This is a genomic window from Jiangella rhizosphaerae, assembly GCF_003579925.1.
Lineage (GTDB): Bacteria > Actinomycetota > Actinomycetes > Jiangellales > Jiangellaceae > Jiangella > Jiangella rhizosphaerae.
In genome coordinates this window covers 51316-75914 of the sequence record NZ_QUAL01000054.1, presented here as the reverse complement: position 1 = coordinate 75914, position 24599 = coordinate 51316, and the positions used below count along the sequence as shown (strand labels likewise).

Below are 24599 nucleotides of genomic sequence, written 5' to 3'. Positions count from 1 at the left end.
CCCGGACCACGACGTCAGTGATCGGGGTAGCCTACCCCGGCCGGGTGACGTTTCTGGCCCGGGTGACCTCGTAGAGCGCGACACCGGCCGCGACACCCGCGTTGAGCGACTCGACGCCGCTCACGATGGGGATGCGCACGACGAGGTCGCAGGTCTCGGTGACGATGCGCGACATGCCGGCTCCCTCGGACCCGACCACCAGACACAGTGGCTGGTCCAGGGCGCGGGCGGCCGCGATGTCGGTGTCGCCGGCGCCGTCGAGCCCTATAACGAACAGTCCGGCCTCCTGGTAGGCCCGCAGGGCCCGGGCGAGGTTGGTCGCCTTCGCGACCGGCAGCCGGGCGGCCGCGCCCGCGGAGGTCTTCCATGCGCCGGCCGTCATGCCGGCGCTGCGCCGCTCGGGGACGACGACGCCGTGGGCGCCGAACGCGGCGGCCGAGCGGACGACGGCGCCCAGGTTGCGCGGATCGGTGACACCGTCGAGCGCGACGATCAGCGGCACCTCGCCCGCCTCGAACGCCGCCGAGACGAGGTCGGCGGGGTCGGCGTACTCGTAGGGCGGCAGCGTCAGCGCGAGCCCCTGGTGCACCGCGCCGGCGGTGATGCGGTCGAGCTCCGAGCGGGGCGCCTCGAGCAGCGGCAGGCTCCGCTCGGCGGCGATCTTCAGGACCTCGCGGACGCGGTCGTCGCTGTCGATGCGCTCGGCCACGTAAAGCGCCTTGACCGGCACGTTCGCCCGCAGCGCCTCGACGACGGCGTTGCGGCCCGCGACGGTCTCGGCGGCGCCGGGCCGCCCGGAGCCACCACCGTCGCGACGAGCCGCGCTGGCCTTCTCAGCCGCCTTGCGGGCCGCGGCGGCCTTCCGTGCGGCGGGGTGCCCGGTACGGTCCTCGGCCTTGGGCGTCGGGCCCTTGCCCTTGAGCGCCTTGCGCCGCTGGCCGCCGGAGCCGACGACCATGCCCTTCTTCGTGCCGGTCTTGCGCATGGCGCCGCGGCGCTGGGAGTTGCCCGCCATCAGTCGTTGCCTCCGAGATCGCCGGGCTCGTCGGCCAGTTGCCAACGGGTGCCGTCGGGGTTGTCCTCGACGACGATGCCGGCCGCCTTGAGGCGGTCGCGCAGGGCGTCGGCGGCGGCGTAGTCGCGGTTCTCGCGGGCCTGCTGGCGCTGCTCGAGCACCGTCTGGACCAGGACGTCGACGGCGCCGCGCAGGCGGTCGCCGCCGCTGCCGACCGTCCCCAGGCCCAGCCAGGGCTCGGCGAACGGGTCGAGGCCCAGGACGCCGAGCATGGCCCGCACCGACGCGAGGTTGGACCGCAGCTCGACCCGCTCGCCGGACGTGAGCAGGGTGTTGCCCTCGCGGACGGTGTCGAACAGCACGGCCAGCGCCTGCGGCACGGAGAGGTCGTCGTCCATGGCCGCCCGGAACGCCGCGGGGACGTCGGCGGCGGGTTGGACGTTGGTGGTGACCTCGGACGCCCGCACCACGTAGCCCTCGATGCGCCGGAACGCCGCGGCCGCCTCGGCCATCGCCTCCTCGGAGAACTCGACGTGGCTGCGGTAGTGCGGCGCGGCGAGGTAGTAGCGCAGCTCGATCGGGCGGATCCGCTGCACGACGTCGGCCACCAGCAGCGAGTTGCCCAGCGACTTGCTCATCTTCTCGCCGGCGGTGGTGACCCAGCCGTTGTGCATCCACGTGCGGACGAACGGGCGCCCGGCGGCTCGGGACTGGGCGAGCTCGTTCTCGTGGTGCGGGAAGCGAAGGTCGATGCCGCCACCGTGGATGTCGAACTCGTCGCCGAGGTACTTGCCGGCCATGGCCGAGCACTCCAGATGCCAGCCGGGCCGGCCGCGGCCGAACGGCGTGGACCACGACGCCGTCTCCGGCTCGCCGGGCTTGTGGCCCTTCCACAGCGCGAAGTCGCGAGGGTCGCGCTTGCCGCGCGGGTCGGCGTCGGCGGCCGCCTCCATCTCGTCGACCTTCTGACCCGACAACTCGCCGTACGACGGCCAGGACCGCACGTCGAAGTAGACGTCGCCGGAGCCGTCCTCGGCCACGTAGGCGTGCCCGCGCTCGATGAGCTGCTGCATCAGCTCGACCATCTCGGGGATGTGTCCCGTGGCGCGCGGCTGGTAGGTGGCCGGCAGGCAGCCGAGCACCTCGTAGGCGGCGTCGAGCGCACGCTCGTTCTCATAGGCCCACGCCCACCACGGGCGGCCCGACTCGGCGGACTTGGTGAGGATCTTGTCGTCGATGTCGGTGACGTTGGCCACGATGGTGACCTCGTACCCGTTGTGCTCGAACCAGCGCCGCAGCACGTCGAAGACCACTTCCTTGCGGATGTGGCCGATGTGCGGGGGTCCCTGCACGGTCAGCCCACAGTGGTAGATCCCGACCTTGCCCGGAACCACCGGGACGAAGTCGCGGATCTCACTGCTGGCAGTGTCGTACAGGCGAAGACTCACCGGACAAGGGTAGCCACTCCGAGCCGCTCCCACCGCCGCCGCGGCGACGTCGCCGTTCCCACATCGCCGGTTCGATGGGGAACAATGAACAGTGACCATGGTGACCGACGACGTACCGACCCGAGTGTCCACCCGGCGTGAATGGCCGTGGTGGGCTCCGTCGACGATCGCCGGTCTGGTCAGCGCCGCGCTGCTGGGCCTCATGACGTGGCAGGTGGTCGAGCGCGGCTGGTTCATCGCGTGGGACTGGGACTTCCACGTCCACGTCGACGCCCGCCAGCCCGAGGGCGTCACGAAGGGCCTGCTCGACGCCCTGGCCAGCCTCGGCGGCCAGCGGCTCTACACGTTGCCCATCATCGCCGCGGTCGGCCTGTTCGTGGCCTACAAGCAGCGCCGCATCCGGGTGCTCGTCGCCATCGCGTCCGGGTTGGCGACGGTGCTGTTCATCGGGTACTGGATCAAGTTCGGGCTGGGCCGCACACCGCCGGCCAGCGGCCAGGACGTGCTGCACGGCGTCGGCCAGGCGTTCCCGTCCGGACACACCGCCAACGCGACGCTCACCTGGTTCCTGCTGGTCATCGTGCTGTTCGGGGCACAGGGGCTGAAGCCCGACCCGGTCCGGCTGCGTCGCTACCTCTGGGTGGCCGGCGCCGGGGTCATGGTCACCGGGTTCCTCATGACCGCCCTCGACTACCACTGGCTCAGCGACATCCCCGGCGGCATCGCGCTGGGGCTGCTGGCGCTGAGCATCTCGGTGACGGTGCTCAAGGCGCCGCCGCTGCGCCGGCCGCTCCGCCGGGAATGAGCCCGCGCTCCTCCAGGGCGGTCCAGAGCTCGGACGCGACGGGCGTGTTCAACCAGGCGGCGTTCCGGGCGACCTCGTCCGGGCTGCGCATGCCGACGACCGCGGACCGCACCAGCGGGTGCCGCAGCGGAACTGCAGCGCGGCCTGCGGCAGGACGGCGTCGTGCTCGGCGCAGACGGCGGCGAGGGCGCGCGCACGGTCCAGCACCTCCGGCGGCACCGCGCCGTACTCGTAGGTGCTGCCCGGATCGGGCTGCGGCGCCGCCAGGAGCCCCGAGTTGAACACCCCGGCGGCCACGACGTCCGTACCAGCGGCGGCGCAGGCGGGGAAGAGGTCGTCCAGCGCGGGCTGTTCGAGCAGCGTGTAGCGGCCGGCCACCATGACGACGTCGAGGCCGCCGCTGCGGACCAGCCGGGCCAGCGCCGCGGCGTCCTTCGACCCGGCTCCGATCGCCCGGACGGCGCCGTCGTCGCGCAGCTCGGCCAGCGCGGGCAGCGCCGTGGCCAACGCCTCGTCCAGCCGCTCCTCCGGGTCGTGCAGGTAGAGGATGTCGACGCGGTCCAGGCCGAGCCGGGTCAGGCTGTCGTCCAGGCTGCGGCGGATGCCGTCGCGGCTGAGGTCCCAGACCCTGCGGTGCGTGGCCGGGACGGCGAAGCTCGCCTCGTCGTCGCTGCCGTCGCCGTGGCCGGGGACCAGCAGCCGGCCCGCCTTGGTGGAGACGACGTACGCGTCGCGGTCGCGTCCGGCCAGGGCGGCACCGAGCCGGCGTTCGGACACCCCGAGCCCGTAGTGCGGTGCGGTGTCGAAGTAGCGGACCCCGGCGTCCCAGGCGGCGTCGACAGTGGCGGCGGCGGTGTCCGGGTCGACGGCGGTGTAGAGCCCGGCGATCGGCGCGGCGCCGAAGCCGAGCCGGCTCCACGTCAGCTCCACACCTCACCGTCCGGGAACCGGTGGGCGACCAGCGAGGGGGCGATGATCTCGGTGCCGGCACCCGGCCGTTCCGGCGCGAGGTAGCGGCCGTTCTCGATGCGGACGGGGTCGGCGAAGTGCTCGTGCAGGTGGTCGACGTACTCGAGGACGCGGTTCTCGGTGCTGCCGCTGACCGCGACGTAGTCGACCATCGCCAGATGCTGCACGACCTCGCACAGGCCCACTCCGCCGGCGTGCGGGCAGACCGGAACGCCGAACTTGGCCGCGAGCAGCAGGATCGCCAGGTTCTCGTTGACGCCGGCGACACGGGTGGCGTCGATCTGCACGATCTGCGTCGCCCCCGCCTGCAGCAGCTGCTTGAACACCACCCGGTTGGCCACGTGCTCGCCGGTGGCGACGCGGACCGGCGCGATCCGCTGGGCGATGGCGGCGTGGCCGAGGACGTCGTCGGGGCTGGTCGGCTCCTCGACCCACCACGGGTCGAACGGCGCCAGCTCCTTCACCCAGCGCACCGCCTCGTCGACGTCCCAGCGCTGGTTGGCGTCGATGGCGATGCGGATGTCCGGGCCGGCGATCTCCCGGGCGATGCCCAGCCGGCGGACGTCGTCGGCGAGGTCGCCGCCGACCTTCAGCTTGATCTGCGTGAATCCGGCCTCAACGGCCTCGCGGGTCAGCCGGGCCAGTTTGGCGTCGTCGTACCCGAGCCACCCGGGCGTCGTCGTGTAGGCGGGGTAGCCGTGGGCGACGAGGTCGGCAGTGCGCTCCTCACGGCCCGGCTCGGCGGCCCGCAGCAGTTGCAGCGCCTCGGCCGGCTCCAGCGCGTCGGTGAGGTAGCGGAAGTCGACGAGGTCGACGATCTGTTCCGGTGACAGGCCGGACAGCAGCCGCCACAGCGGGACGCCGGCGCGCTTGGCGGCGAGGTCCCACAGCGCGTTCAGCACGGCGCCGATGGCCATGTGCATGACGCCCTTCTCCGGGCCGAGCCAGCGCAGCTGGGAGTCGTGCACCAGCCGCCGCCACGCGCTGCCCATGTCGGCCAGCAGTGCGTCGGCGTCGGCGCCGACCAGCAGCGGCCGGAGCGCGTCGATCGCCGCGACCTGCACGTCGTTGCCGCGGCCGATGGTGAACACGAACCCGTGGCCGTCGGGGCCGTCGTCGTCGGTGCGGACGATCACGTACGCCGCCGAGTAGTCGGGGTCGGGGTTCATCGCATCCGACCCGTCCAGCATCCGCGACGTCGGGAAGCGCAGGTCGAACGTGTCGAGGGCGGTGATCTGACTCATGGCGGCCCTTCCGGTCCGTGGACGAGGCGCAGACATCGGATGTCTGCCCGCACCAGTCTGCCATGACGGTGGGCCCGTCTCGTGTGGTCTGACCACAATGCCCTAGGATGGCTCGCGCGAGCGAGGAGCATCGACGAGACAGGGAGCGGACCATGGGTGAACTGGACGGTCTGACCGCAGTGGTCACCGGCGGAGCCTCGGGCATCGGACTGGCCACGGCACGGCGGCTGGCCGCGGCCGGCGCGTCGGTCGGCGTACTGGACCGTTTGATCGACGGCGCCCCATCCGACCTCTACGCGGTCCAGTGCGACGTCACCGACTCCGACGGGGTGGCCGCCGCGGTCACCGCCGTCGCGGAGCGCTTCGGCGGCCTCGACATCGTCGTCAACAACGCGGGCATCGGCGCCGCCGGCACCGTCGAGGACAATCCCGACGACGAATGGCACCGCGTCTTCGACGTCAACGTCGTCGGCATGGTCCGCGTCACCCGCGCCGCACTCCCCTACCTGCGGCAGTCGCCGCACGCCGCCGTGGTCAACGTCTGCTCCATCGCCGCCACCGCCGGACTCCCCCAGCGCGCCCTCTACTCCGCCACCAAGGGCGCCGTCCTGTCCCTCACCCAGGCCATGGCCGCCGACCACCTCCCCGAGGGCATCCGCGTCAACGCCGTCAACCCGGGGACCGCCGACACCCCCTGGGTCACCCGCCTCCTCGACGCCGCCCCTGACCCCGTCGCCGAACGGGCCGCCCTCGAGGCCCGGCAGCCCACCGGCCGCCTCGTCCCGCCCGAGGACATCGCCGCCGCGATCGCCTACCTCGCCGGCCCCGCCGCGGGCAGCGTCACCGGCACCACGATCGCCGTGGACGGCGGCATGCAGGCCCTGCGGCTGCGCAAGTGAATGCCCGGCGCACGTGTTGGGTGTACGTCGCGTTTCCGGCCCGGAATCGACCGTCGCGCGCGACGCACACCCAACGCGTGACACACACCCAACAAGTACGCCGCGACCCCAGACCGAAGGTCCACTAGCCCAGCACGAGAGCGGTGGCGACGGCGGCCAGCCCCTCGCCGCGGCCGGTGAGGCCGAGACCGTCGGTGGTGGTGCCGCTGACGCTGACCGGGGCGCCGACGGCCTCGGACAGCACCGCCTGGGCCTCGGCCCGCCTCGACCCGACCTTGGGGCGGATGCCGATGACCTGGACCGAGGCGTTGCCGATGGTGAACGACGCCGCACGGACCAGCCGCGCGGCCTCGGCGAGCAGCGCGACGCCCGAGGCGCCGGCCCATTCGGGGCGGTCGGTGCCGAAGACGGCGCCGAGGTCGCCCAGGCCGGCGGCGGAGAGCAGCGCATCGCAGACGGCGTGGGCGGCGACGTCGCCGTCGGAGTGGCCGGCCGGGCCGGCCGGCTCGTCGGGCCAGAGCAGCCCGGCGACCCAGCACGGGCGGTCCGGTTCCAGGCGGTGGACGTCGACGCCGAGGCCGACGCGGGGCACGGCGGGCGTCATACCGACGCCGCCCGCCGCGCCAGCACGCTCTCGGCGAGCAGCAGGTCCTGCGGCCGGGTCACCTTGAACGCGTCGGGGTGGCCGGCGACGACGTGGACGGGCAGGCCGATGCGCTCCACGAGCGCGGCGTCGTCGGGCGCGTCGGTGTCGCCCCGCTCGACGGCGGCCGCGTGCGCCCGCTCGAGGACGTCGCGGCGGAAGCCCTGCGGGGTCTGGACGGCGCGCAGCTCGGCGCGGTCGGGGGTCGCCGTCACCCGGCCGGCGGCGTCGACCACCTTGAGGGTGTCGACGACGGGCAGTCCCGGGATGACGGCGTCGTGCCCGGACAGGACGCCGGCCGCGACGGCGTCGAACAGCTCCGGCGGTGCCAGGCAGCGGGCGGCGTCGTGCACCAGCACGACCTCGGTGTCGCCGGGCAGCGCGGCCAGCCCGTTCGCGACCGAGTGCTGCCGGGTGGCGCCGCCGCGGACGACGGCGACCGCGCCGGCCAGCGCGGGGTCGCCCTCGAGGCCGTCCGGCGCCACCACGACGACGTGGGTGACCCGGGCGGCACCGGAGGCAGCCCGCAGCGCATGCCAGACCAGGGGACGCCCGCCGATCTCGACGAACGCCTTCGGGCACCCTTCGCCCAGCCGCTCACCACGACCGGCGGCGACCACGATGCACGCGACGCTCACGACGGGATCATGCCCCGTTCGACGCGCGTGTGTCAGCCCGCGAGGACCTCGTCGAGCAGAGTCTCGGCCTTGTCCTCGTTCGTGTTCTCGGCCAGGGCCAGCTCGGAGACGAGCACCTGACGGGCCTTGGCCAGCATGCGCTTCTCTCCCGCGGACAGCCCGCGGTCGCGCTCGCGCCGCCAGAGATCGCGGACGACCTCGGCGACCTTGATGACATCGCCGGATGCCAGCTTCTCGAGATTCGCCTTGTACCGGCGCGACCAGTTGGTGGGCTCTTCGGTGTGCGGCATGCGCAGCACCTCGAAGACGCGATCGAGCCCTTCCTGGTTGACGACGTCGCGCACGCCGACGAGGTCGACGTTGTCAGCCGGGACGCGAACGGTCAGATCACCCTGCGTGACCTTCAGGACGAGGTACTGACGTTCCTCTCCTTTGATGACCCGGGACTCGATCGCCTCGATGAGCGCGGCCCCGTGATGGGGGTAGACAACCGTTTCGCCGACCTTGAAAGTCATGTGTTCCTGTCCCCTTTCCCCCACCGATGATAGCACGAATTTCACGACTCGGATGAGCGTTTGTGCTGGTCAGCGCCAGTGGTGGGGGTTGACAAATCGCCATTCGGCGTGCTGCGGTCGCTCGTCATACGCCTTCGGCGGCCGATCCGGAGTGTCCGTTTCACCCCTTTCCAAGGTCGTCGATCTTGCCGTCCCACCAGGTAGAAGCGGGTGCCGGTGACCGAGCGCGGTGACGGCGCCGGTACGCTGGTCCGCGGTCTGTCCACTGTGAGCGCGCTTTCGAGGAGCACGTGGTGAAGGTTGCTGTCCGGCGTCTGGTTCTGGCCGCCGCCCCCGTCCTGCTGCTGGGTGTGGCCGGCTGCAGCATCCACGAGCAGACCCAGCGGTGGTACCCGGCCGACAACGGCGTCAACGCCGAAGCCGGCGACATCGGCCTGCGCAACGTGCAGGTGGTGTCCGACGGCGAGGGCACGGCCACCGTCATCGCCACGCTCACCAACCGCGGCGGCAACGACGACGAGCTGGTCGAGGTCGTCATCGGCGACGTCACCGCCGAGCTCGCCGACGGTCCGGTCCAGCTGCCCGTCAGCGGCGTCGCCGACCTCGGGCCCGACGCCGACCGCGTCGACGGCTTCGACGTCGAGGCCGACCCCGGGCACACGGTCGCCGTCGAGTTCCGCTTCGACAACGCGCCGCGCACCACCGTCCAGGCGCTCGTGCGGCCCGCGGAGGGCGCCTACGCCGAGGCGCTGCCGGCCGAGCCGGTCGAGCCCGCCGAGACCCCGGCCGACGAGCCCACCGGTGAACCGACCGGTGAGGCCGCCGAGGAGCCGACCGGCACGGAGACGCCGGCGGAGTGACCGGCCTCAGGCGAAGCTGAGGCCCAGTCCGGGCGCCGTCGCCGCCGTGAGGCGACCGTCCTCGATGACGACGCCGCTGGGCTCGGCGAGGCAGCCCAGCGCGGCGAACGAGGCGTCCTCGACGTCCTCGACCAGCGTGGGCTCCGGCAGCGTCAGCGCCAGCTGGCCGGACAGCTCCGGCAGCAGGTGCGGCGCGACGCTCACCCCGTAGCTGCGGGCCAGCGCGACGATGCGGAGGAACGGCGTGATGCCGCCGACCCGCACGACGTTGGGTTGCACGACGTCGCAGGCGCCGGCGTCGAGCAGGTCGCGGAAGCGGTGGATCGTGTGCGCGTTCTCGCCGAGCGCGATCGGCACGTCGACCGCGCGGCGCAGCTGCGCGTACGCCCACGTCGCATCGGCCAGCAGCGGTTCCTCGACCCAGTACAGGTCGTACGGCGCCAGCGCCGCGATCGCCCGCCGGGCGGCGGGGAGGTCCCAGCGCTGGTTCGCGTCGACCATCAGCCGGCGCCGCGGCCCGAGCACCCGCCGCACCGCCGCCACGCGCTCGACGTCCTCGTCCAGCGACGGCCGGCCGACCTTCATCTTGACCGCCCCGTGCCCGGCGGCGACCCACCGCTGCGCCTGCGCGACGAGCTCGTCCAGCGAGTAGTGCAGGTTGACGCCGCTGCCGTACACCTCGGCGGAGTCGTGCCGCCGGCCGAGCAGGTCGGTGAGGCCGAGCCCGGCCCGCCGGCCGCGCAGATCCCAGAGCGCGAGGTCGACGCCGGCCAGCGCGATGGTCGTGAGGCCACCGCCGCCGGCCTCGTGCAGGTGCCGCCACAGCCCGTCCCAGACGACCTCCGGCTCGGCCGGGCGCCCCGTGATCCACTCGGCGATGTCCTGCGTGAGCAGCGCGTGGACGGCACCGGCGCCGATGGTGGGCGTCCAGCTGAACCCACGGCCCTGCGCGCCGTCGGACGTCGTCAGCACCACCTCGACGACGTGGACGCGCGGCACGTCCGCACCCCACGGCCGGCGCAGCGGCACCCGGATCACGCGGGCGGACAACCCCTCGACGGTGCTCATCGCAGCTCCGTTCGCCAGCTGCGTTCGGGTTTCCAGCCCAGCAGGCGTTCGGCGTTGGCATTGCGGAACGCCGCCTCGGTGCCGGTCAGCACGTCGGCCGCCCCGGCGGTGCCGGGGTGATAGCGCGGCAGCAGGTCGGCCAGCGGCTCGCGGGCCAGCGCGTCGGCGGCCCCGACGAAGAACGTCTCGCCGTTGGGCACCTCCTCGGCCCGGCGCAGCAGCACCTCCACGAAGTCCGCGGCGTCGCGGGCGTCGACGTAGTTGAACAACGACCCCGCCGCCAGCGCCGGATCGTCGAGCCGTTCGCGCACCGTGTGCCCCTGCTGGGTCGGCGCGCCGGCCCACTCCTCCTCGGCGATCACGTAGCACGGGCGGATCGCGGCCAGCCGCATCCGGTCACCGGCCTGCGCGGTGAACATCCGCATCACGTGCTCGGCCATCAGCTTGGACAGCCCGTAGGCGTTCCACGGCCGCACCGGGTGGGCCTCGTCGATCGGCAGGTACGACGGCGCCCACCCGGTCGGCGCGCCGTACCCGACCACCGTCGGGCTGGAGGCCACCACCACGGTGCCCGCGCCGGCGTCCAGCGCCGAGCGGCACACGTTGTAGGCCAGCGCCGTGTTCGTGCGCAGGATCTCCCGCTCCGGCCGGCTGAACGGCACCGCGATCGCCGCCAGGTGCACCACCGCGTCCGGCCGCACCCGCGCCAGCGCCCACGACGCCTCGTCCACCACCGTCAGATCCGCGGCGAACCACTGCTCCCGATGCCGCCGCGGCGAACGCAGGTCGACGCTCACGACGTCGTGGCCGGCCTGCAGCAGCCCCTGGACGACGCTCTCGCCCAGCCGCCCGGACCCGCCCGTGACCAGCACCTTCACGGCGCACTCGCGGGGCGCGGGCGCAGCTCGTCGGCGCGCAGCGGCAGGCCGAGACCGGCCACCGCCACCGGCCGTCCGGTCTCCAGCGACTCGTTGCCGGCCAGCCCGACGGCGATGCTGCGGAAGCCGTCGACGGTGCCCGCGGGCCGGCCGAGCGGGTCGTCGCCGGGACCGCGGAACACGTCGTCGAGGAGCAGACGGTCGCCGCCGCCATGTCCATGGGCACCGTGCGGACTCTCCGGCACCGGCACCTCGACGGCCGGCTCCCAGTGCCGCTGCAGCACGATCCGGGTGCCCTTCCGGCGCACCTGCTCGGCGTCGTCATCGGCGTCGCTGGCCTTGTGCGCGGACTCGACCACCTCGATCTCGAGCCGCCCGGCCGTGCCGTTGAACGCGACGCGGTAGCCCTCCCACGGCGAGTGCGCGTTCAGCGTGTAGCTGAGGCTCGCGCCGCGCTCGTACCCGACCAGGACGTTGAGGTTGTCCTCGATGGTGATGCCCTCGCCGAACACGTCCTGGTCGCGGATATAGCCGTCGTCGGTCTCGGCCTCCAGGTACAGCCGGCGCAGAGTGTCGTCGGCGGCGAGGTCGAGGGCGAACGGGTCGGCCGCCCGGCCGGCGTCGTCGCGGCTGCGCACCGGCCGGGGACCCAGGCCGCGGGCCTTGGCGTTCTCGGCGCCGTAGAACCGCAGCCCGCCGAGCGCGAAGACCGTCGCGGGCACATCGTCGAGCCACCAGTTCACCAGGTCGAAGTGGTGCGTGGCCTTGTGCACCAGCAGCCCGCCGGAGCGGTCCTTCTCGCGGTGCCAGCGGCGGAAGTAGTCCGCTCCGTGCGACGTGTCGAGCACCCACTCGAAGTGCACCGACGTGACCTCGCCGATGGCGCCGTCGAGGATCAGCTGCTTCACCGTGGAGTTGCGCGGGGAGTAGCGGTAGTTGAACGTCATGACCAGACCGGCCGAGGACTCGCGGGCCGCCGCCGCGATGGCCTTGGCCTTGTCGACGCTGGTCGTCAGCGGCTTCTCGACCACGACGTCGCTGCCGTGCTCCAGCGCCGCGACGACGTAGCGGTCGTGGGTCCAGTCCGGGGAGGTGACGATGACGGCGTCGGGCCGCTCCTGCGCGAGCAGGGCGCCGAAGTCGTCGGGACCGTACCGGCTGGGCAGTGCCGCGTCGGGACCGAACGCGGCGCGTACGCGGTCGTCGTAGTACGACATCCGGGTCGCGTTGACGTCGCACCAGGCGACCGGCGCTCCGACGTCGGCATGGGTGGTCAGCAGGGCGTCGACGTACATCTGCGCCCTGCTGCCGGTGCCGACGACGGCGTAGCGCCGCGGGCCGCTGCCGGGGATCGTTGCGTTCACTGCTACTCCATCTGCTCGTGAATCAAGGACGACGAGGACGCGGCGCCGTCAGCCGGTGGCCGCCTCGACCTCGCTGATGAACTGCTCGGCCGCCTCGTCGGGGCTGAGCCGGTCGAAGAGGACCTCGATGTTGAGGCGTTTGATGATGTCGACGACCTGACCGGCGCCGATCGGTGGCGCGGGCGGAGCGTCGACGACGTCCTCCTGGATCTCCGCCAGGTACTCGGCCTCGGCCACCTGGTACTCGTCCAGGTCCTGGAGGATGCGTTCGCGCTGCTCGAGGTTGGCCGGCAGACCGCGGTCGGAGCGGATGGCGTCGATCGCCGCCGGGTCGTTGAGCAGGAAGTCGACCAGCATCGCCGCCTCCTCCGGGTGCTCGGTGCGCGCCGAGACGGAGTAGTGCATGGCCGGCTTGTAGTAGTTGCCGGTGCGCTCGCGTTCGTGCTCACCCGGCGGCCGCAGCAGCACCAGCTCGTTGCCGGACGCGTTGGACAGGGCCGCCAGCGTGTTGCTCCAGTACCAGGCCATCGCCGCCCGGTTGGTGCCCAGCAGCGTCTGTTCCGGCGAACCGGTGTCCTGCTGCTCGGCCGACATGGTGGCCTGCGGCGCGCCGCCGCCGTCGCGCAGCTGCAGGGAGTACTCCCACCACTGCGCCAGCGTCTCGGGCTCGAACGCCAGCTCGCCGTTCGCGTCGTACATCTCCTGGCCGTGCTGCCGGGCCAGGATCTTGAAGCCCGCCTCGTTGCCGCCGTAGTCCATGGCGCCGAAGACCTCGCCGCCCGTCGCCGCGGTGATCTCGTTCGCGATGCGGATGTAGTCGTCCCACGTCCAGGTGGTGTCGTCGGGCAGTTCGACGCCGGCCTGCGCGAACAGCTGCGGGTTGGCGTACACGGCGTAGGCGTTGACGCCGGTCGGCAGGCCGTACAGTCCGCCGTCGACCTCGCCGCTGCCGGTCACGAGCGGGTCCAGCTGCGACATGTCGATGGTGTCCTCGTACTCGGAGAGGTCCAGCAGCGCGCCGCGGCCGGCGTACTCGCGCAGGAATCGTTCCTCCTGGGTGATGACGTCGGGTGCGTCGCCCGCCGCGACCTGGGTGGCCAGCCGGTCCCAGTAGCCGCTCCACTCGATGTACTCACCCTGCACGTCGATGTCCGGGTGCTGCTCCTCGAACGCCGCGATGGCCGCCTCGGTCAGCTCGCGCCGCTCGTCGCTGCCCCACCAGGCGAACCGCAGCGTCACCTGCTCGTCCGAGCCGGCCGCGTCGCCGCCGTCGCCGCCGTCGTCGCCGCCTCCGCAGCCGCCGGCCACCAGTGCCAGCGCGAGGACACCGGCCATGGCGCCCCATGCCCTTCTCTGCCCGCCGCTCATCTCCATCCCACTCCTTCGGGGTCTGGTCGTTCCCTGGTCGTTCGGTCAGGGAGCGGGGACGAGTCCTTCGACCTGGACCGTCCACCGCCCGTCGTCCGGGAATCCCGGCGCCTGCCTCCCGGCGCCGTCCCAGCCCGCGGCCATCAGCGCGACGGCCGCCAGCACTCCCCCGTTGCCCGGCAGGTACAGCGGCAGCGACGACGTCTGCCGGTTGTGACCGTTCGGGAGGAACTCGTTCTTGCCCGCCGGCATGGTGAGGGCTGCGACGGCCAGCTCCGGCTCGCCGACCCGCGCGGCCGTCATCGCGAGGACCGGGTAGTCCCAGCCCCACGTGCTGTCCCAGTCCCAGTCGGCCAGCACGTCGTGCAGGGTGGCCCGCATGATCGCCGGGTCGATCAGCGGCGTCTCCGGCAGCACGCCCAGGGCGCACAGCATCGACGGGTGATCGGTGCGGACGGTGTACGGCTCGACGTCGATGGCGGTGTAGACGCCGTCGCGCACGTGCGGCGGCGCCAGCCCGGCGGCCACCGCGCTCCACCGCTCGTGCGGCGGCAGGCCCGCGCGCGCCCGCCAGGCCTGCGCGGTCTCCAGCGCCCAGTGCCAGTAGGCGAGCTCGAAGGTCGGGTTGGTCGCCCGCGCCCGGATGGACCCGTACGACTCCTGCGCCGGGATGACCGGCGGGCCCAGCTGGAAGCCGCGCTCGGTCGCCACGGGGAAGTCGGCCATGAACTCGGCGGTCGCGAAGACGATCTCGGCGAACTCCTCGACCACCTCGCGGCTGGGCGCGGCCCGGTACAGCAGCTCGGCCAGATGGATCGGGTGCGGCTGCTGCCAGATGAGGAACGCGCCGATCGGGCTCGGGCTCTCGCGTGCGTCGGGCCCGACCTGCTTGGGCCAGCGCGCACCGGCGTAGCCCTGCAGCTTCGCCGTCGCCCGGGCCGCGTCCAGCGCCGAGTGGTACCAGCGCAGGCTGCGGGCCAGCAGCTCCGGCCGGCCCCACAACGCGAAGTGCGCCGCGTGCCACCAATGCATCTCGAGGTGGAACCGTCCGCGCCAGGAGTTGCAGACCAGTCCGGTCTCCTGCGGCGGCAGGGATCCTGCGCAGTTCACCGCGGTGAGGTACTGCGACAGGACGGTGCGCCGCTCGATCTCCGCGGCCCGCTCGTCGGCGCTGCCGGCCAGCTCGACGGCGCCGCCGCTCGACCAGAACTCCGGCCAGTGCCGCGCCGCGGCGGCGTGCACTTCCTCGAACGACGCGGACGGCGGCAGCGCGGCGGCCGACGGCGCGAAGCCGGCCACGAGGTCGAGTGTGGCGGTGCCGACGGCGGCGGCCCGGAGCACGTGCGCGCCGGTCTGCGTCACCGTCAGCCCCTCCGTGGCGGTGACGGCGACGGCGTACCCGTCGGCGTCCAGCTCACGGTCCACCCGCCAGCCGCCGGCGGTGCGTTGCAGGGTGGTGCGGTGCGCCTCCGGCCGCGTCCAGTCGGCGGCGTCGTGCCAGCTCTGCGACCCGTACGGGAACGCCAGCCGCACCACGAGCCGGCCGGCCCGGACCGCGTCGGAGACGATGCGGACGGCCAGCACGTCCGCGTCGGGGTGGCACACCGTCCGGACCCGGACCGGCTCGCCGCACAGGATGAACGTGCTGTCGATGACGCCGTGCCAGAGGTCGAGCACCTGGCGCACGCCGGAGAGGTCCCCCGGCGTGACCGGCCGCGCCCGGCCGTCGGCGTCGAGCAGCTCCAGGCCGATGCGGCCGAGGTCGAGGCGGTGTGGGTTGGCCCGCAGCCACAGCTCGGCCGGTGAGTCGGTGCGGTCGCCGCCGGCGCCGATGCTGCCGGTCATGTCCGCGTACGGCACCGGTCCGCGCGGGGTGTCGTACGTGATCAGCGTGTCCTCGAGCCGGAAGCCGGAACCGCCGTCGCCGGCCGGCACGGTGTGCCAGCCCCACTGCGCCTGGGTGCCCAGCAGCGTGCCGTCGGGGCCGCCGTCACGCGACTCCACCGGGTAAAGGTCCGGAAAGGTCTGCAGCCCGGTGACGTCGACGGTGTAGCAGAACTCGCCGTTGCCGACCGACAACGGGGAGCGTCCGTCCAGCTCGGTCAGCTCGACGTGGTGCCGGGACACCAGGGCGCGGCGGTCGATACTCATCGGTCCAGCGCCGTCCCGATCTCGGCGAGAGCCTGCTCGGCGGCGCCGCCCGGCGTCATGCGGTCGAACAGCACCTCGCTGTTGAGCCGGGTGACGATGCCGGCGGTCTCGGTGGACCCGACGGGCGCCGGCGGCACCGGCTCACCGACGACCTCCTGGAGCCGGTCGAGATACTCGGCCTCGGCCTGCTGCACCGGGGTGAGCTGCGGCACGATGGCGTCACGCACCTCGGTGTTGACCGGCAGGCCGCGGTCGGTCAGGAACGACTCCGCCGCGGCCGGCTCGTTGAGCATGAAGTCGACCAACCGGGCGGCCTCCTCGGGGTGCTCGGTCCGCGCCGAGATGGTGTAGTACATCGACGGCCCGAGCCATGAGCCCGGCTCGCCGCCCTCGACGCCCGGCGGGATGAGCAGCCGCAGCTCCTCGCCCGACGCGGTGCTGAGCGCCTCGAGCACGTTCGACCAGACCAGCGCCATGCCGCCGGTGTTGGTGCCGATGAGCGTCTGCTCCGGTGCGCTTTGGCTGGCCAGCTCCTCGGTCCGAGTGGCCGGCGGCGTGCAGCCGGAGTCGCGCAGTTCCAGCGAGAACTCCCACCACTCGGTGAGGGTGCCGGCCGAGAGGCCGAGCTCGCCGTCCTCGGTGTAGAGCTGCTCACCGTGCTGCCGGGCCCACAGCGCGAGAGTGTTGTGGTTGGTGAGGTCCTGCGCGCCGTAGCCCTCCTCGCCGAGGGCGGTGCCGATCTGCGTGCACAGCTGGGCGAAGTCGTCCCACGTCCACGTGGTGTCGTCGGGCAGTTCCAGCCCGGCCGCCGCGAACACCGCGGGGTTGGCCACCATCGCGTAGCCGTTGACGCCGGTCGGGATCGCGTACAACGAGCCGTCGATGGTGCCGTGCGCCAGGATGTCGTCGCCGATGTCGTCGGTGCGGATGATGTCGTCGACCTCGCCCAGGTCGAGCAGCGCGCCACGCCCGGCATACTCGCTGTGGTACGCCCCGCCCATCGTCATGATGTCCGGCGCGTCGCCCGCCGCCACCGAGGTGGCCAGCTTGTCGAAGTAGGCGCCGAAGTCCGCGTAGTCGATCTCGACGCGGATGTCCGGGTTCTCGGCCTCGAACGCGTCGATCATCTCCTGCGTCATCTGGGCCCGGTCGTCGCTGCCCCAGAAGGCGTAGCGCAGCTCGACGACGTCGCCGTCACCACCGGTGGTGTCGCCGCCACCGCAGGCGGCGAGCAGCGCGGCGACCGGCACGGCGACGGCCAGGACACGGGGGGTACGCATGCAGAAGGTCCTCTCGGGAGGGGTCACTTGATGCCGGTCGTGGCGATGCCGCGCATGAGGTAGCGCTGCCCGGCCAGGAAGAAGCCGAAGATCGGCCCCAGCGCGACCAGCGACATCGCGAACAGCGGCCCCCAGGCGGACTCGCCCTGGGAGTCGACGAACGTGCGCAGCGCGACCGGCACGGTGTAGAGGTCGGGGTCGGTGACGAAGATCAGCTGGCTGTAGAAGTCGTTCCATACCGAGATGAAGGTGAAGATCGCCGTGGTCGCCAGCGCCGGCAGGCACAGCGGCATGATGATCCGCCAGAAGATCCGGAAGTGGCCGCAGCCGTCGATGCGCGCGGCGTCGTCCAGCTCGCGGGGCAGCCCGCGGATGAACTGCACCATGAGGAAGATGAAGAACGCGTCGGTGGCCAGGAACTTCGGGACGATCAGCGGGTAGTAGGTGTTGATCCAGTCCAGCTCCGAGAACAGGATGTACTGCGGCACGATCACCACGTGGATCGGCAGCATGATCGTGCCGAGCATCGCGGCGAAGAACAGCCGCCGCCCGCGGAACTGCAGCCGGGCGAACGCGTAGGCCGCCATCGCGCAGCTGAGCAGGTTGCCCACCACCGAGAACCCGACGATGATCGCCGAGTTGATCAGGTAGTGGTGGAACGGCCGCGCCAGGGCGTTCCAGCCGTCGGTGTAGTTGCTGAAGTCGAACTCGCTCGGGATGATCGACACGTCGCGGAAGATCAGGTCCGACGGCTTGAACGAGCTCGACACCATCCACAGCAGCGGATAGAGCATCGCGAAGCCGAACATGATGAGCACGACGTGCTTGAGCAGCCGCCGCTTCCGGCCGTCGCGGCGGCGCCGGGCGGCCAGGGCCGCGGGATCGGGCGCGGCGATCGATTCGAGGTCAGTCGCCATAGTGCACCCACCGCTTCGCCGCGAGGAAGTTCACCGCCGTGAACCCGGCGATGATCACCAGCAGGACCCAGGCCAGCGCCGACGCGTAGCCCATCTCGAACGAGCCGAAGCCCCGCTGGTAGGTGTAGAGCGTGTAGAAGAGCGTGGAGTCGGCCGGTCCGCCGGTGCCGCCGCTGACGATGAACGCCTGCGTGAACGTCTGGAACGACCCGATGATCTGCAGCACGAGGTTGAAGAAGATGATCGGCGTGAGCAGCGGGATGGTGATGCGCCAGAACTTGGTGAACCCGCCGGCGCCGTCGACCTCGGCCGCCTCGTAGTACATCGTCGGGATCTGCCGCAGCCCGGCCAGGAAGATCACCATCGGCGCGCCGAACGTCCACACGTTCAGCACGATCAACGTGGACAGCGCGTGGTCGGGGTGCGAGACCCAGCCCTCGCCCTCGATGCCTACCATGCCGAGCAGCTGGTTGATCAGGCCCTCGGTGCCGAAGATCTGCCGCCACAGGATGGCGATCGCCACGCTGCCGCCGAGCAGCGACGGCAGGTAGTAGATCGACCGGTACAGCGCGAGGCCCCGCACGCCGCGGTCGAGGAAGAACGCCAGCGCGAGGGCCAGCGCCAGCTGCAGCGGCACCGACACGAACACGTAGGTGAAGGTCACCCGCAGCGCGGTGTGCAGCCGTTCGTCGTCGAGCATGCGCCGGTAGTTGTCCAGGCCCAGCCACTCCGGCGGCTGCAGCAGGCTGTACTCGGTGAACGAGAGGTACAGCGAGCCCAGGATCGGTCCGATGGTGATGACCACCATCCCGATGAACCAGGGCGCGAGGAACAGGTAGGCCACCCGTCCCTCACGCTTGGCGAGCGGACTGCGCCGGTTCCGGCGCGGCGCGGGCGGGTCGGGCGCCGCCTGCGGTGGTGGCTCGCCGGGCGCCCGCCCGCGCGAGAACGTCGGGACGGTGGTCATCGGTGACCTCCTCGCGGTCTCTGTGATCGACGGGCACGGTCGCGGCCACGGGGACCACGGAAAGCGCTGTCCGTCGAGATACCGATTTCTAGCAAGCGTACGGTCGGGTGTCAATCGCGGGCAAGAGTCTGGAGCGCGTGGGCGTGAACCTCCTGCTCGTGGCGGTAGGCTACGCTGAGATACCGGTTACTCGCCAGCACCACCCCCGGAGGTGTCCATGACCAGCCGCCCGGCCCCCACGCGCGTCGTGCTCGCCGGTGCCTACGGCTATGGCGCCACCTACCTGCGCCGGCTGGCCGCGCTCTCCGCGTCGGGCGCCGCCGAACTGGCCGGCGTCTGCGACCCGCGGCCGCCGTCGCCCGACCTCGACGGCGTGCCGGCCGGGACGCCGTGGACCGACGGCCTGCCCGAGCTGCTCGACAAGGTGCGCCCCGACGTCGTCGTCGTGGCCGCCCCCATCCACCGGCACGTCGACCTCACCGAGGCCGCGCTCGAGGCCGGCGCCGACGTGCTGCTGGAGAAGCCGCCCGCGCCGACGCTCGCCGGCTTCGACGCGCTGGCCGAACGGCTGGCCCGCACCGGCCGGCGCGTCCAGGTCGGGTTCCAGAGCTTCGGCACCGAGGCGGTCGAGCACGTCCGGCGGCTGGTCGCCGACGGCGTCCTCGGCGAGGTCCGCGGGGTGGGCGCGGCCGGCGCCTGGGTCCGCACGCGGGCGTACTGGCAGCGGTCGGCCTGGGCCGGCCGGCGCGTGCTCGACGGCCGCCCGGTGGTCGACGGCGTGGTCACCAACCCGCTCGCCCACGCACTGGCGACGGCGCTGCGCGTCGACGGCGGCGACCGCCGCGGCGACCTCGCCGGCGTGCACACCGAGCTGTTCCGGGCCAACGACATCGAGGCCGACGACACCTCGTGCGTGCGCGTCACGACGCGGCGCGGCGGCACCGTCGTCGCGGCCCTGACGCTGTGCGCGAGCCAGTCGCGCGAGCCGTACGTCGTCGTCGTGGGCAGCCGGGGCCGTGCGGTGCTCTGGTACAAGACCGGCCGGGTCGACGTCACGACCGCAGGCGGCACCACCACACGGGAGTTCCCGTTCACCGACCTGCTCGAGAACCTGCTGGCGCACCGGCGCGACCCGTCGGTGCCGCTGATCTCCCCGCTGGAGCGGTCCGGCGCGTTCACCGAGGTGCTCGAGGCTGTCCGCACGTCGCCGCCGCCGGTGCGCATCGCCGAACCGCACCGCGTCCTCGTCGGCGACGGCCCCGGCGCGCACGCCGTGGTGAGCGGCGTCGACGACGCCGTCGACCACGCCGCCACGACGCTGCGCACCTTTCGGGAGCAGGGTCTGCCATGGGCCGGAACGGTGGGGTCCCAGTGAGCCGACCGACCAATGTCGTGAGCGATACGATCAGTGCCTCGTCCGTGTCGACGGGCACGCCGGGGAGGGGGACCATGACGGCGGAGACCGACGACGACACCCGGCCGGCCACCATCAGCCGGGTGGCCGAGCTGGCCGGGGTGTCCCGGGCGACGGTGTCGCGCGTCATGAACGGCAGCTCCACGGTGGCGCCCCATCTGGCCGAGCGGGTCAGGCGGGCCGCCGCCGCGCTCAACTACCAGCCGAGCGTGCTCGCCCGCAGCCTCGCGGTCGGCCGCACCACCACCATCGCGCTGGTCGTGCCCGACCTCGCCAACCCGATGTTCCAGGACGTCCTGCGCAGCCTCAGCCACGCCGCCGCCACCCAGGGGCATCGGCTGCTGGTCGCCGACTCCGAGGAGAACGTCGCCGAGGAGGGGCTGATCGCCCTCGAGGCGCGCCGGCGCTGCGACGGTCTGGTGCTGTGCGCACCGCGCATGCCCGACGACGAGCTGGCCGCGCTCGCGCCCAAGCTGGCACCGTTCGTCCTGGTCAACCGCGACGCCGTGGGCCTGTCGGTCCCGTCGGTCACCGTCGACTACGCGGCCGGCATCCGCGATCTCGTCTCCCACCTGCAGGGGCTGGGCCACCGCCGGCTGGCCTATCTGGCCGGCCCGCCCACCAGCGCCTCCAACCTGCAGCGGCTCAGTACGCTGCGCGGGTTCGCCGCGGCCGGACGCGTCGAGCTGGTCGAGCACGAGTGCGGCGCGACGTTCAGCGACGGCCACGCGGTCGCCGGCCGGCTGCTCGACGACGGCTGCACGGCCGTCATCGCCTACAACGACCTCGTGGCGTTCGGCGCGCTGTCGGGCCTGCACGAGCTGGGCGTCTCGGTGCCGGGCCAGATCTCGGTGGCCGGGTTCGACGACATCCCGTTCGCGCAGTACACGACGCCGCCGCTCACCACCGCCGCCGTCCCGCCCACCGAGCTCGGCGAGCGGGCCTGGCAGCGGCTGTGGGCGCTGCTGAACGGCGAGCCGCCGCCCGCCGACGCCCGGTTCCGGCCCCGCCTGGTCGTGCGCGGAAGCACCGGCCCGGCGGCGTCGGCGAACGGGGCCTAGGTCGCGCGCACCCGCGCCGCGTCACTGCGCGATGGCGGCGCTCACCTCGTCGACGAGCGAGGTCGCGGCCTCGTCGACCGACATCCGGTCGAAGAGCACCTCGTCGTTGAGCCGGACGACGATGTTGCGGGTCTCGGTCGAACCGGCCGGGCCGATGACGAGGTCGGGGTTGACGTCCTCGCTGATCTCGGCGATGAACTCCGCCTGGGCGGTCGTGTGCTCGTCCAGCTGCGGCGTGATGGCCTCCAAGACCTCGGCGTTCGCCGGCAGCCCGCGGTCGGCGAGGATGAACGACGCCGCCTCCTCGCTGTTGACGAGGAAGTCGATGAGCATCGCCGCCTCCTCGGGGTGCTCGCTGGTCGAGGAGATGGCGTACGACTGCGACGCCTGCAGCCACATGCCGGGCGCGACGCCGTCGGACTCCCCGGGCGCCCGCAACAGCTCCAGCGGCGCGCCCGACGCCGTGCGCAGTGCGGTCAGCTGGTTGCTCCAGTCCAGCTGCATGCCGGCCAGGCCGCGGCCCATCAGCGTCTGCTCGGGCGAGGGCTGGCCGCCCAGCTCGGCCGTGAGCGTGGCCGGCGGCGTGGCGCCGGACTCGCTCATCGCCTTCGTCATCGTCCACCACTCCGCGGCGGTGGCCGGCTCGATGGCGACGCCGCCGTCCTCGGTGTACAGGCCGTCGCCGGTGCGCTGGCGCGCGTAGAGGTCGAGGGTGTCCGCGCTGGTCGGGTCGGCCGCGCCGTACGTGCCCTCCGGCGAGGCGTCGGAGATCTGCTGGGCGATGGCGACGAAGTCGTCCCACGTCCAGGTGGTGTCGTCGGGCAGCGGGACGCCGGCAGCCGCGAAGACCTCCGGGTTGACGACGACGCAATAGGTGTTGACGCCGGTGGGGATGCTGTACTGCACGCCGCTGAAGAACCCGTTGCTCAGCGCCGCCTCGTCGATGTCGTCCGTGGGCAGCTGGTCGGCCACGGTCGACAGATCCAGCAGCGCGCCGCGGTCGCCGTACTCGCGCGGGTAGGCGCCGCCGAGGGTGATGACGTCCGGGGCGTCGCGCGCGGCGACGCTGGTGGCGAGGCGGTCGAAGTAGCCCTCGAAGTCCAGCGGCTCACCCTCGACGGTGATGTCCGGGTGCTCCTCCTCGAACGCGTCGATGGCCTGCTGGGTGATCCGCGCCCGCTCGTCGTTGCCCCACCAGGCGAAGCGCAGCGTCACCTCGCCGGAGTCGCCGGACTCCGTGCTGCCTCCGCCACATGCCGAGACGGCCAGCAAAGCGGCCGCCGTGACCCCGATCGCCGCGCGGCGCCGCATCGCGCCGCGTCCCATCAGGTGCCCCATCGTGCTCGTCCTCTCTCCGAAGCGCGCTGGTGAGTTACCGGTTTCCCAGCGGAAGTACCGAATTGAATCGGTTCTACTTGCGTGGTTCGCCATGGTTGCACGGCGTCGTACCGTCTGGCTAGCCTTCGCAGGAACCGGTTTCTAGATTGTTCCCGAGGGGGCCACATGTCTCTGCCGTGGATCCGGGTCGAGGGCGCCCGGCTCACCGACGACCAGGGGCGGCCGGTCCGGCTGCGCGGCGTCGGCCTGGGCGGCTGGATGAACATGGAGAACTTCATCACCGGGTACGCGGGGACGGAGTCACAGCACCGCGCCGCGCTGCGGGCGGCGTTGGGCCCGGAGGGCTACGAGCGGTTCTTCGACCGGTTCCTCGACGACTTCTTCGCCGACGCCGACGCCGCGTTCCTCGCCGGGCTGGGCGTCAACGCCGTCCGCGTGCCGTTCGGCTACCGGCACTTCGAGGACGACGACCGCCCGTTCGAGCTGAAGGAGTCGGGCTTCCGCCGCCTGGACCGGGCGGTGCGGGCCTGCGCGCGGCACGGCATCCACACGATCCTCGACCTGCACGCCGCGCCCGGCCACCAGAACCAGAACTGGCACAGCGACAACCCCACCCACCAGGCATTCTTCTGGCAGCACCGGCATTTCCAGGACCGCGTCGTGCACCTGTGGGAGGCGCTGGCCGACCGCTACCGCGACGAACCCGCCGTCGCCGGCTACAACCCGCTCAACGAACCGGCCGATCCCAGCGGGGAGGCCATCGGACCCTTCTACGAGCGGCTGTCGGCGGCCATCCGCGCCGTCGACCCGCGGCACGTGCTGTTCCTCGACGGCAACCGCTACTCCACCGACTTTTCGATGTTCGCCGAGCCGTTCCCGGACACCGTCTACACCGCGCACGACTACGCGCTGCCCGGCATCGCCCGCGACGGCACCTACCCGGGCATCACCCGCGGCGAATGGTTCGACCGCGAGGAGCTGGAGCGGACCTTCCTGCGCCGGACGGAGTTCATGCGGCGCACCGGCACCCCGATCTGGATCGGCGAGTTCGGCCCCATCTACACCGGGGACCGGTCGCGGGACGAGGCGTGCCTACGGCTGCTCGCGGACCAGCTGGCGATCTACGACGAGCACGGCGCCAGCTGGTCGCTGTGGACGTACAAGGACGTCGGACTGCAGGGGCTGGTGCACGCCCGCGCCGACTCGCCGTACCTGCGGCGCATCGCACCTGAGCTGGAGCGGAAGAACCGTCTCGGCACCGACTCGTGGGGTGGCACCGACCGCGACGTCCGCGCCGTCATGCGGCCGATCGAAGAGCTGTTCGACCAGGAGTTCCCCGACTTCGCGCCGTACCCGTGGGGCCGGCGCGCCTGGCTCGGCCTGCTGGTGCGCAACATCCTGCTGGCCGAGCCGATGGCCGAGCGCTTCGGCGCCTGCTTCGAGGGCGTCACCCCCGCCGAGGCGGCCGAGCTGGCCGCGTCGTTCGCCTTCGACGCCTGCGTCGTCCGTGACGAGCTGGCGAGCGTGCTGCGGGCGAACCTCACATGAGCGTGCCCGTTTCGCACCGTTTGTCGGGCTGTGGACAGCGATGATCATCGGCGATCGCCTACATCACGAGGATTACGTGAGCTTCACCATGGCTGTAGGGGTGTTGACGCTGGGGCAATCCTCGTGATGGCCCCAGAATCACGGTGAAATCTCACCATGTGGACAACTCACGACACCAACGCCACACCGTAACGGGGCAACGGCCCGGA

The 24599-nt window shown here is 72.4% G+C and carries 22 protein-coding genes; 6 read left to right on the top strand and 16 right to left on the bottom strand.

The annotated features are described in order from the left end of the window. Positions 1–31: 31 nt before the first annotated feature. Both rlmB and cysS read right to left on the bottom strand, forming a co-directional pair. Complete coding sequence (gene rlmB, locus DY240_RS07010; RefSeq protein WP_119659232.1) at positions 32–1015, bottom strand: 23S rRNA (guanosine(2251)-2'-O)-methyltransferase RlmB; 984 nt, start codon at positions 1013–1015, stop codon at positions 32–34. Next, positions 1015–2463: a cysteine--tRNA ligase gene (gene cysS / locus DY240_RS07005; protein WP_119659231.1), complete on the bottom strand. Its 1449-nt coding sequence runs from the start codon at positions 2461–2463 to the stop codon at positions 1015–1017. The genes rlmB and cysS overlap by 1 nt, the downstream gene beginning before the upstream one ends. A gap of 100 nt (positions 2464–2563) precedes the next feature. Between cysS and DY240_RS07000 the strand changes: the two genes are divergently transcribed. Continuing rightward, complete coding sequence (locus DY240_RS07000; protein WP_233552635.1) at positions 2564–3268, top strand: phosphatase PAP2 family protein; 705 nt, start codon at positions 2564–2566, stop codon at positions 3266–3268. Between the two features lie 48 nt (positions 3269–3316). Here DY240_RS07000 and DY240_RS06995 read toward each other — a convergent pair whose 3' ends face one another. Together DY240_RS06995 and DY240_RS06990 are read right to left on the bottom strand one after the other, a co-directional pair. Beyond that, entirely contained in the window at positions 3317–4198 is an 882-nt protein-coding gene (locus DY240_RS06995; protein ID WP_199700989.1) for an aldo/keto reductase, read from the bottom strand. After that, complete coding sequence (locus DY240_RS06990) at positions 4189–5481, bottom strand: L-fuconate dehydratase (protein ID WP_119659229.1); 1293 nt, start codon at positions 5479–5481, stop codon at positions 4189–4191. Before DY240_RS06990 ends, DY240_RS06995 begins: the two co-directional genes overlap by 10 nt. A 152-nt stretch (positions 5482–5633) precedes the next feature. Between DY240_RS06990 and DY240_RS06985 the strand changes: the two genes are divergently transcribed. Then, entirely contained in the window at positions 5634–6380 is a 747-nt protein-coding gene (locus DY240_RS06985) for an SDR family NAD(P)-dependent oxidoreductase (RefSeq protein WP_119659228.1), read from the top strand. Positions 6381–6504: 124 nt separating this feature from the next. On the opposite strand, the gene ispF is transcribed toward DY240_RS06985, so the two are convergent. Genes ispF through DY240_RS06970 form a run of 3 tightly spaced genes read right to left on the bottom strand, consistent with a single transcriptional unit; the run spans position 6505 to position 8176 of the window. Beyond that, positions 6505–6984, bottom strand: coding sequence for a 2-C-methyl-D-erythritol 2,4-cyclodiphosphate synthase (gene ispF, locus DY240_RS06980; protein WP_119659227.1), 480 nt, complete (start codon positions 6982–6984; stop codon positions 6505–6507). Beyond that, complete coding sequence (gene ispD / locus DY240_RS06975; RefSeq protein ID WP_199700987.1) at positions 6981–7661, bottom strand: 2-C-methyl-D-erythritol 4-phosphate cytidylyltransferase; 681 nt, start codon at positions 7659–7661, stop codon at positions 6981–6983. The genes ispF and ispD overlap by 4 nt, the downstream gene beginning before the upstream one ends. 32 nt (positions 7662–7693) lie before the next feature. After that, entirely contained in the window at positions 7694–8176 is a 483-nt protein-coding gene (locus DY240_RS06970; protein ID WP_026877634.1) for a CarD family transcriptional regulator, read from the bottom strand. A gap of 293 nt (positions 8177–8469) precedes the next feature. On the opposite strand from DY240_RS06970, the gene DY240_RS06965 reads away from it, so the two are divergent. Beyond that, positions 8470–9036: a prolipoprotein diacylglyceryl transferase gene (locus DY240_RS06965; RefSeq protein WP_147375219.1), complete on the top strand. Its 567-nt coding sequence runs from the start codon at positions 8470–8472 to the stop codon at positions 9034–9036. Between the two features lie 6 nt (positions 9037–9042). Here the strand turns inward: DY240_RS06965 and DY240_RS06960 are convergent, their stop codons facing one another. The 8 genes from DY240_RS06960 to DY240_RS06925 form a co-directional block, all read right to left on the bottom strand. Next, the gene (locus DY240_RS06960) at positions 9043–10104 is read right to left on the bottom strand and encodes a mandelate racemase/muconate lactonizing enzyme family protein (RefSeq protein WP_119659224.1); all 1062 of its coding nucleotides are present in this window, start codon (positions 10102–10104) and stop codon (positions 9043–9045) included. Then, positions 10101–10982: an NAD-dependent epimerase/dehydratase family protein gene (locus tag DY240_RS06955; protein ID WP_119659223.1), complete on the bottom strand. Its 882-nt coding sequence runs from the start codon at positions 10980–10982 to the stop codon at positions 10101–10103. Before DY240_RS06955 ends, DY240_RS06960 begins: the two co-directional genes overlap by 4 nt. Beyond that, positions 10979–12346: a Gfo/Idh/MocA family oxidoreductase gene (locus DY240_RS06950; RefSeq protein WP_199700986.1), complete on the bottom strand. Its 1368-nt coding sequence runs from the start codon at positions 12344–12346 to the stop codon at positions 10979–10981. The genes DY240_RS06955 and DY240_RS06950 overlap by 4 nt, the downstream gene beginning before the upstream one ends. Positions 12347–12394: 48 nt before the next feature. After that, entirely contained in the window at positions 12395–13714 is a 1320-nt protein-coding gene (locus tag DY240_RS06945; RefSeq protein ID WP_199700985.1) for an ABC transporter substrate-binding protein, read from the bottom strand. A 45-nt stretch (positions 13715–13759) separates the two neighbouring features. Beyond that, entirely contained in the window at positions 13760–15865 is a 2106-nt protein-coding gene (locus DY240_RS06940) for a hypothetical protein (RefSeq protein WP_119659221.1), read from the bottom strand. Beyond that, the gene (locus DY240_RS06935) at positions 15862–17145 is read right to left on the bottom strand and encodes an ABC transporter substrate-binding protein (RefSeq protein ID WP_119659220.1); all 1284 of its coding nucleotides are present in this window, start codon (positions 17143–17145) and stop codon (positions 15862–15864) included. The genes DY240_RS06940 and DY240_RS06935 overlap by 4 nt, the downstream gene beginning before the upstream one ends. Before the next feature lie 23 nt (positions 17146–17168). Continuing rightward, positions 17169–17954 (bottom strand): carbohydrate ABC transporter permease, encoded by a 786-nt coding sequence (locus DY240_RS06930; RefSeq protein WP_407659285.1) that lies wholly within the window; start codon positions 17952–17954, stop codon positions 17169–17171. A gap of 97 nt (positions 17955–18051) precedes the next feature. Further along, a complete protein-coding gene (locus DY240_RS06925) occupies positions 18052–19029 on the bottom strand; it encodes a carbohydrate ABC transporter permease (RefSeq protein WP_119659218.1) in 978 nt (325 codons plus the stop codon). A 217-nt stretch (positions 19030–19246) separates the two neighbouring features. Here DY240_RS06925 and DY240_RS06920 point away from each other — a divergent pair, with 217 nt between their 5' ends. Beyond that, the gene (locus DY240_RS06920) at positions 19247–20404 is read left to right on the top strand and encodes a Gfo/Idh/MocA family protein (RefSeq protein ID WP_199700980.1); all 1158 of its coding nucleotides are present in this window, start codon (positions 19247–19249) and stop codon (positions 20402–20404) included. A gap of 74 nt (positions 20405–20478) precedes the next feature. Next, the gene (locus DY240_RS06915; protein WP_119659216.1) at positions 20479–21504 is read left to right on the top strand and encodes a LacI family DNA-binding transcriptional regulator; all 1026 of its coding nucleotides are present in this window, start codon (positions 20479–20481) and stop codon (positions 21502–21504) included. Between the two features lie 21 nt (positions 21505–21525). Here the strand turns inward: DY240_RS06915 and DY240_RS06910 are convergent, their stop codons facing one another. Further along, positions 21526–22842: an ABC transporter substrate-binding protein gene (locus tag DY240_RS06910; protein ID WP_119659215.1), complete on the bottom strand. Its 1317-nt coding sequence runs from the start codon at positions 22840–22842 to the stop codon at positions 21526–21528. A 165-nt stretch (positions 22843–23007) separates the two neighbouring features. On the opposite strand from DY240_RS06910, the gene DY240_RS06905 reads away from it, so the two are divergent. After that, positions 23008–24390 carry a glycoside hydrolase family 5 protein gene (locus tag DY240_RS06905; RefSeq protein ID WP_119659214.1) on the top strand — a complete coding sequence of 461 codons (1383 nt, stop codon included), beginning with the start codon at positions 23008–23010 and terminating at the stop codon, positions 24388–24390. Positions 24391–24599 lie beyond the last annotated feature (209 nt).

Excerpts from the sequence above, each read along its gene's own strand:
- rlmB (WP_119659232.1), bottom strand. The coding sequence starts at position 1,015 with ATGGCGGGCAACTCCCAGCGCCGCGGCGCCATGCGCAAGACCGGCACG.
- DY240_RS06990 (WP_119659229.1), bottom strand. The coding sequence starts at position 5,481 with ATGAGTCAGATCACCGCCCTCGACACGTTCGACCTGCGCTTCCCGACG.
- DY240_RS06985 (WP_119659228.1), top strand. The coding sequence starts at position 5,634 with ATGGGTGAACTGGACGGTCTGACCGCAGTGGTCACCGGCGGAGCCTCG.
- ispF (WP_119659227.1), bottom strand. The coding sequence starts at position 6,984 with ATGACGCCCGCCGTGCCCCGCGTCGGCCTCGGCGTCGACGTCCACCGC.
- DY240_RS06970 (WP_026877634.1), bottom strand. The coding sequence starts at position 8,176 with ATGACTTTCAAGGTCGGCGAAACGGTTGTCTACCCCCATCACGGGGCC.
- DY240_RS06960 (WP_119659224.1), bottom strand. The coding sequence starts at position 10,104 with ATGAGCACCGTCGAGGGGTTGTCCGCCCGCGTGATCCGGGTGCCGCTG.
- DY240_RS06945 (WP_199700985.1), bottom strand. The coding sequence starts at position 13,714 with ATGAGCGGCGGGCAGAGAAGGGCATGGGGCGCCATGGCCGGTGTCCTC.
- DY240_RS06940 (WP_119659221.1), bottom strand. The coding sequence starts at position 15,865 with ATGAGTATCGACCGCCGCGCCCTGGTGTCCCGGCACCACGTCGAGCTG.
- DY240_RS06935 (WP_119659220.1), bottom strand. The coding sequence starts at position 17,145 with ATGCGTACCCCCCGTGTCCTGGCCGTCGCCGTGCCGGTCGCCGCGCTG.
- DY240_RS06930 (WP_407659285.1), bottom strand. The coding sequence starts at position 17,954 with ATGTTCGGCTTCGCGATGCTCTATCCGCTGCTGTGGATGGTGTCGAGC.
- DY240_RS06925 (WP_119659218.1), bottom strand. The coding sequence starts at position 19,029 with ATGACCACCGTCCCGACGTTCTCGCGCGGGCGGGCGCCCGGCGAGCCA.
- DY240_RS06920 (WP_199700980.1), top strand. The coding sequence starts at position 19,247 with ATGACCAGCCGCCCGGCCCCCACGCGCGTCGTGCTCGCCGGTGCCTAC.
- DY240_RS06915 (WP_119659216.1), top strand. The coding sequence starts at position 20,479 with ATGACGGCGGAGACCGACGACGACACCCGGCCGGCCACCATCAGCCGG.
- DY240_RS06910 (WP_119659215.1), bottom strand. The coding sequence starts at position 22,842 with ATGGGGCACCTGATGGGACGCGGCGCGATGCGGCGCCGCGCGGCGATC.
- DY240_RS06905 (WP_119659214.1), top strand. The coding sequence starts at position 23,008 with ATGTCTCTGCCGTGGATCCGGGTCGAGGGCGCCCGGCTCACCGACGAC.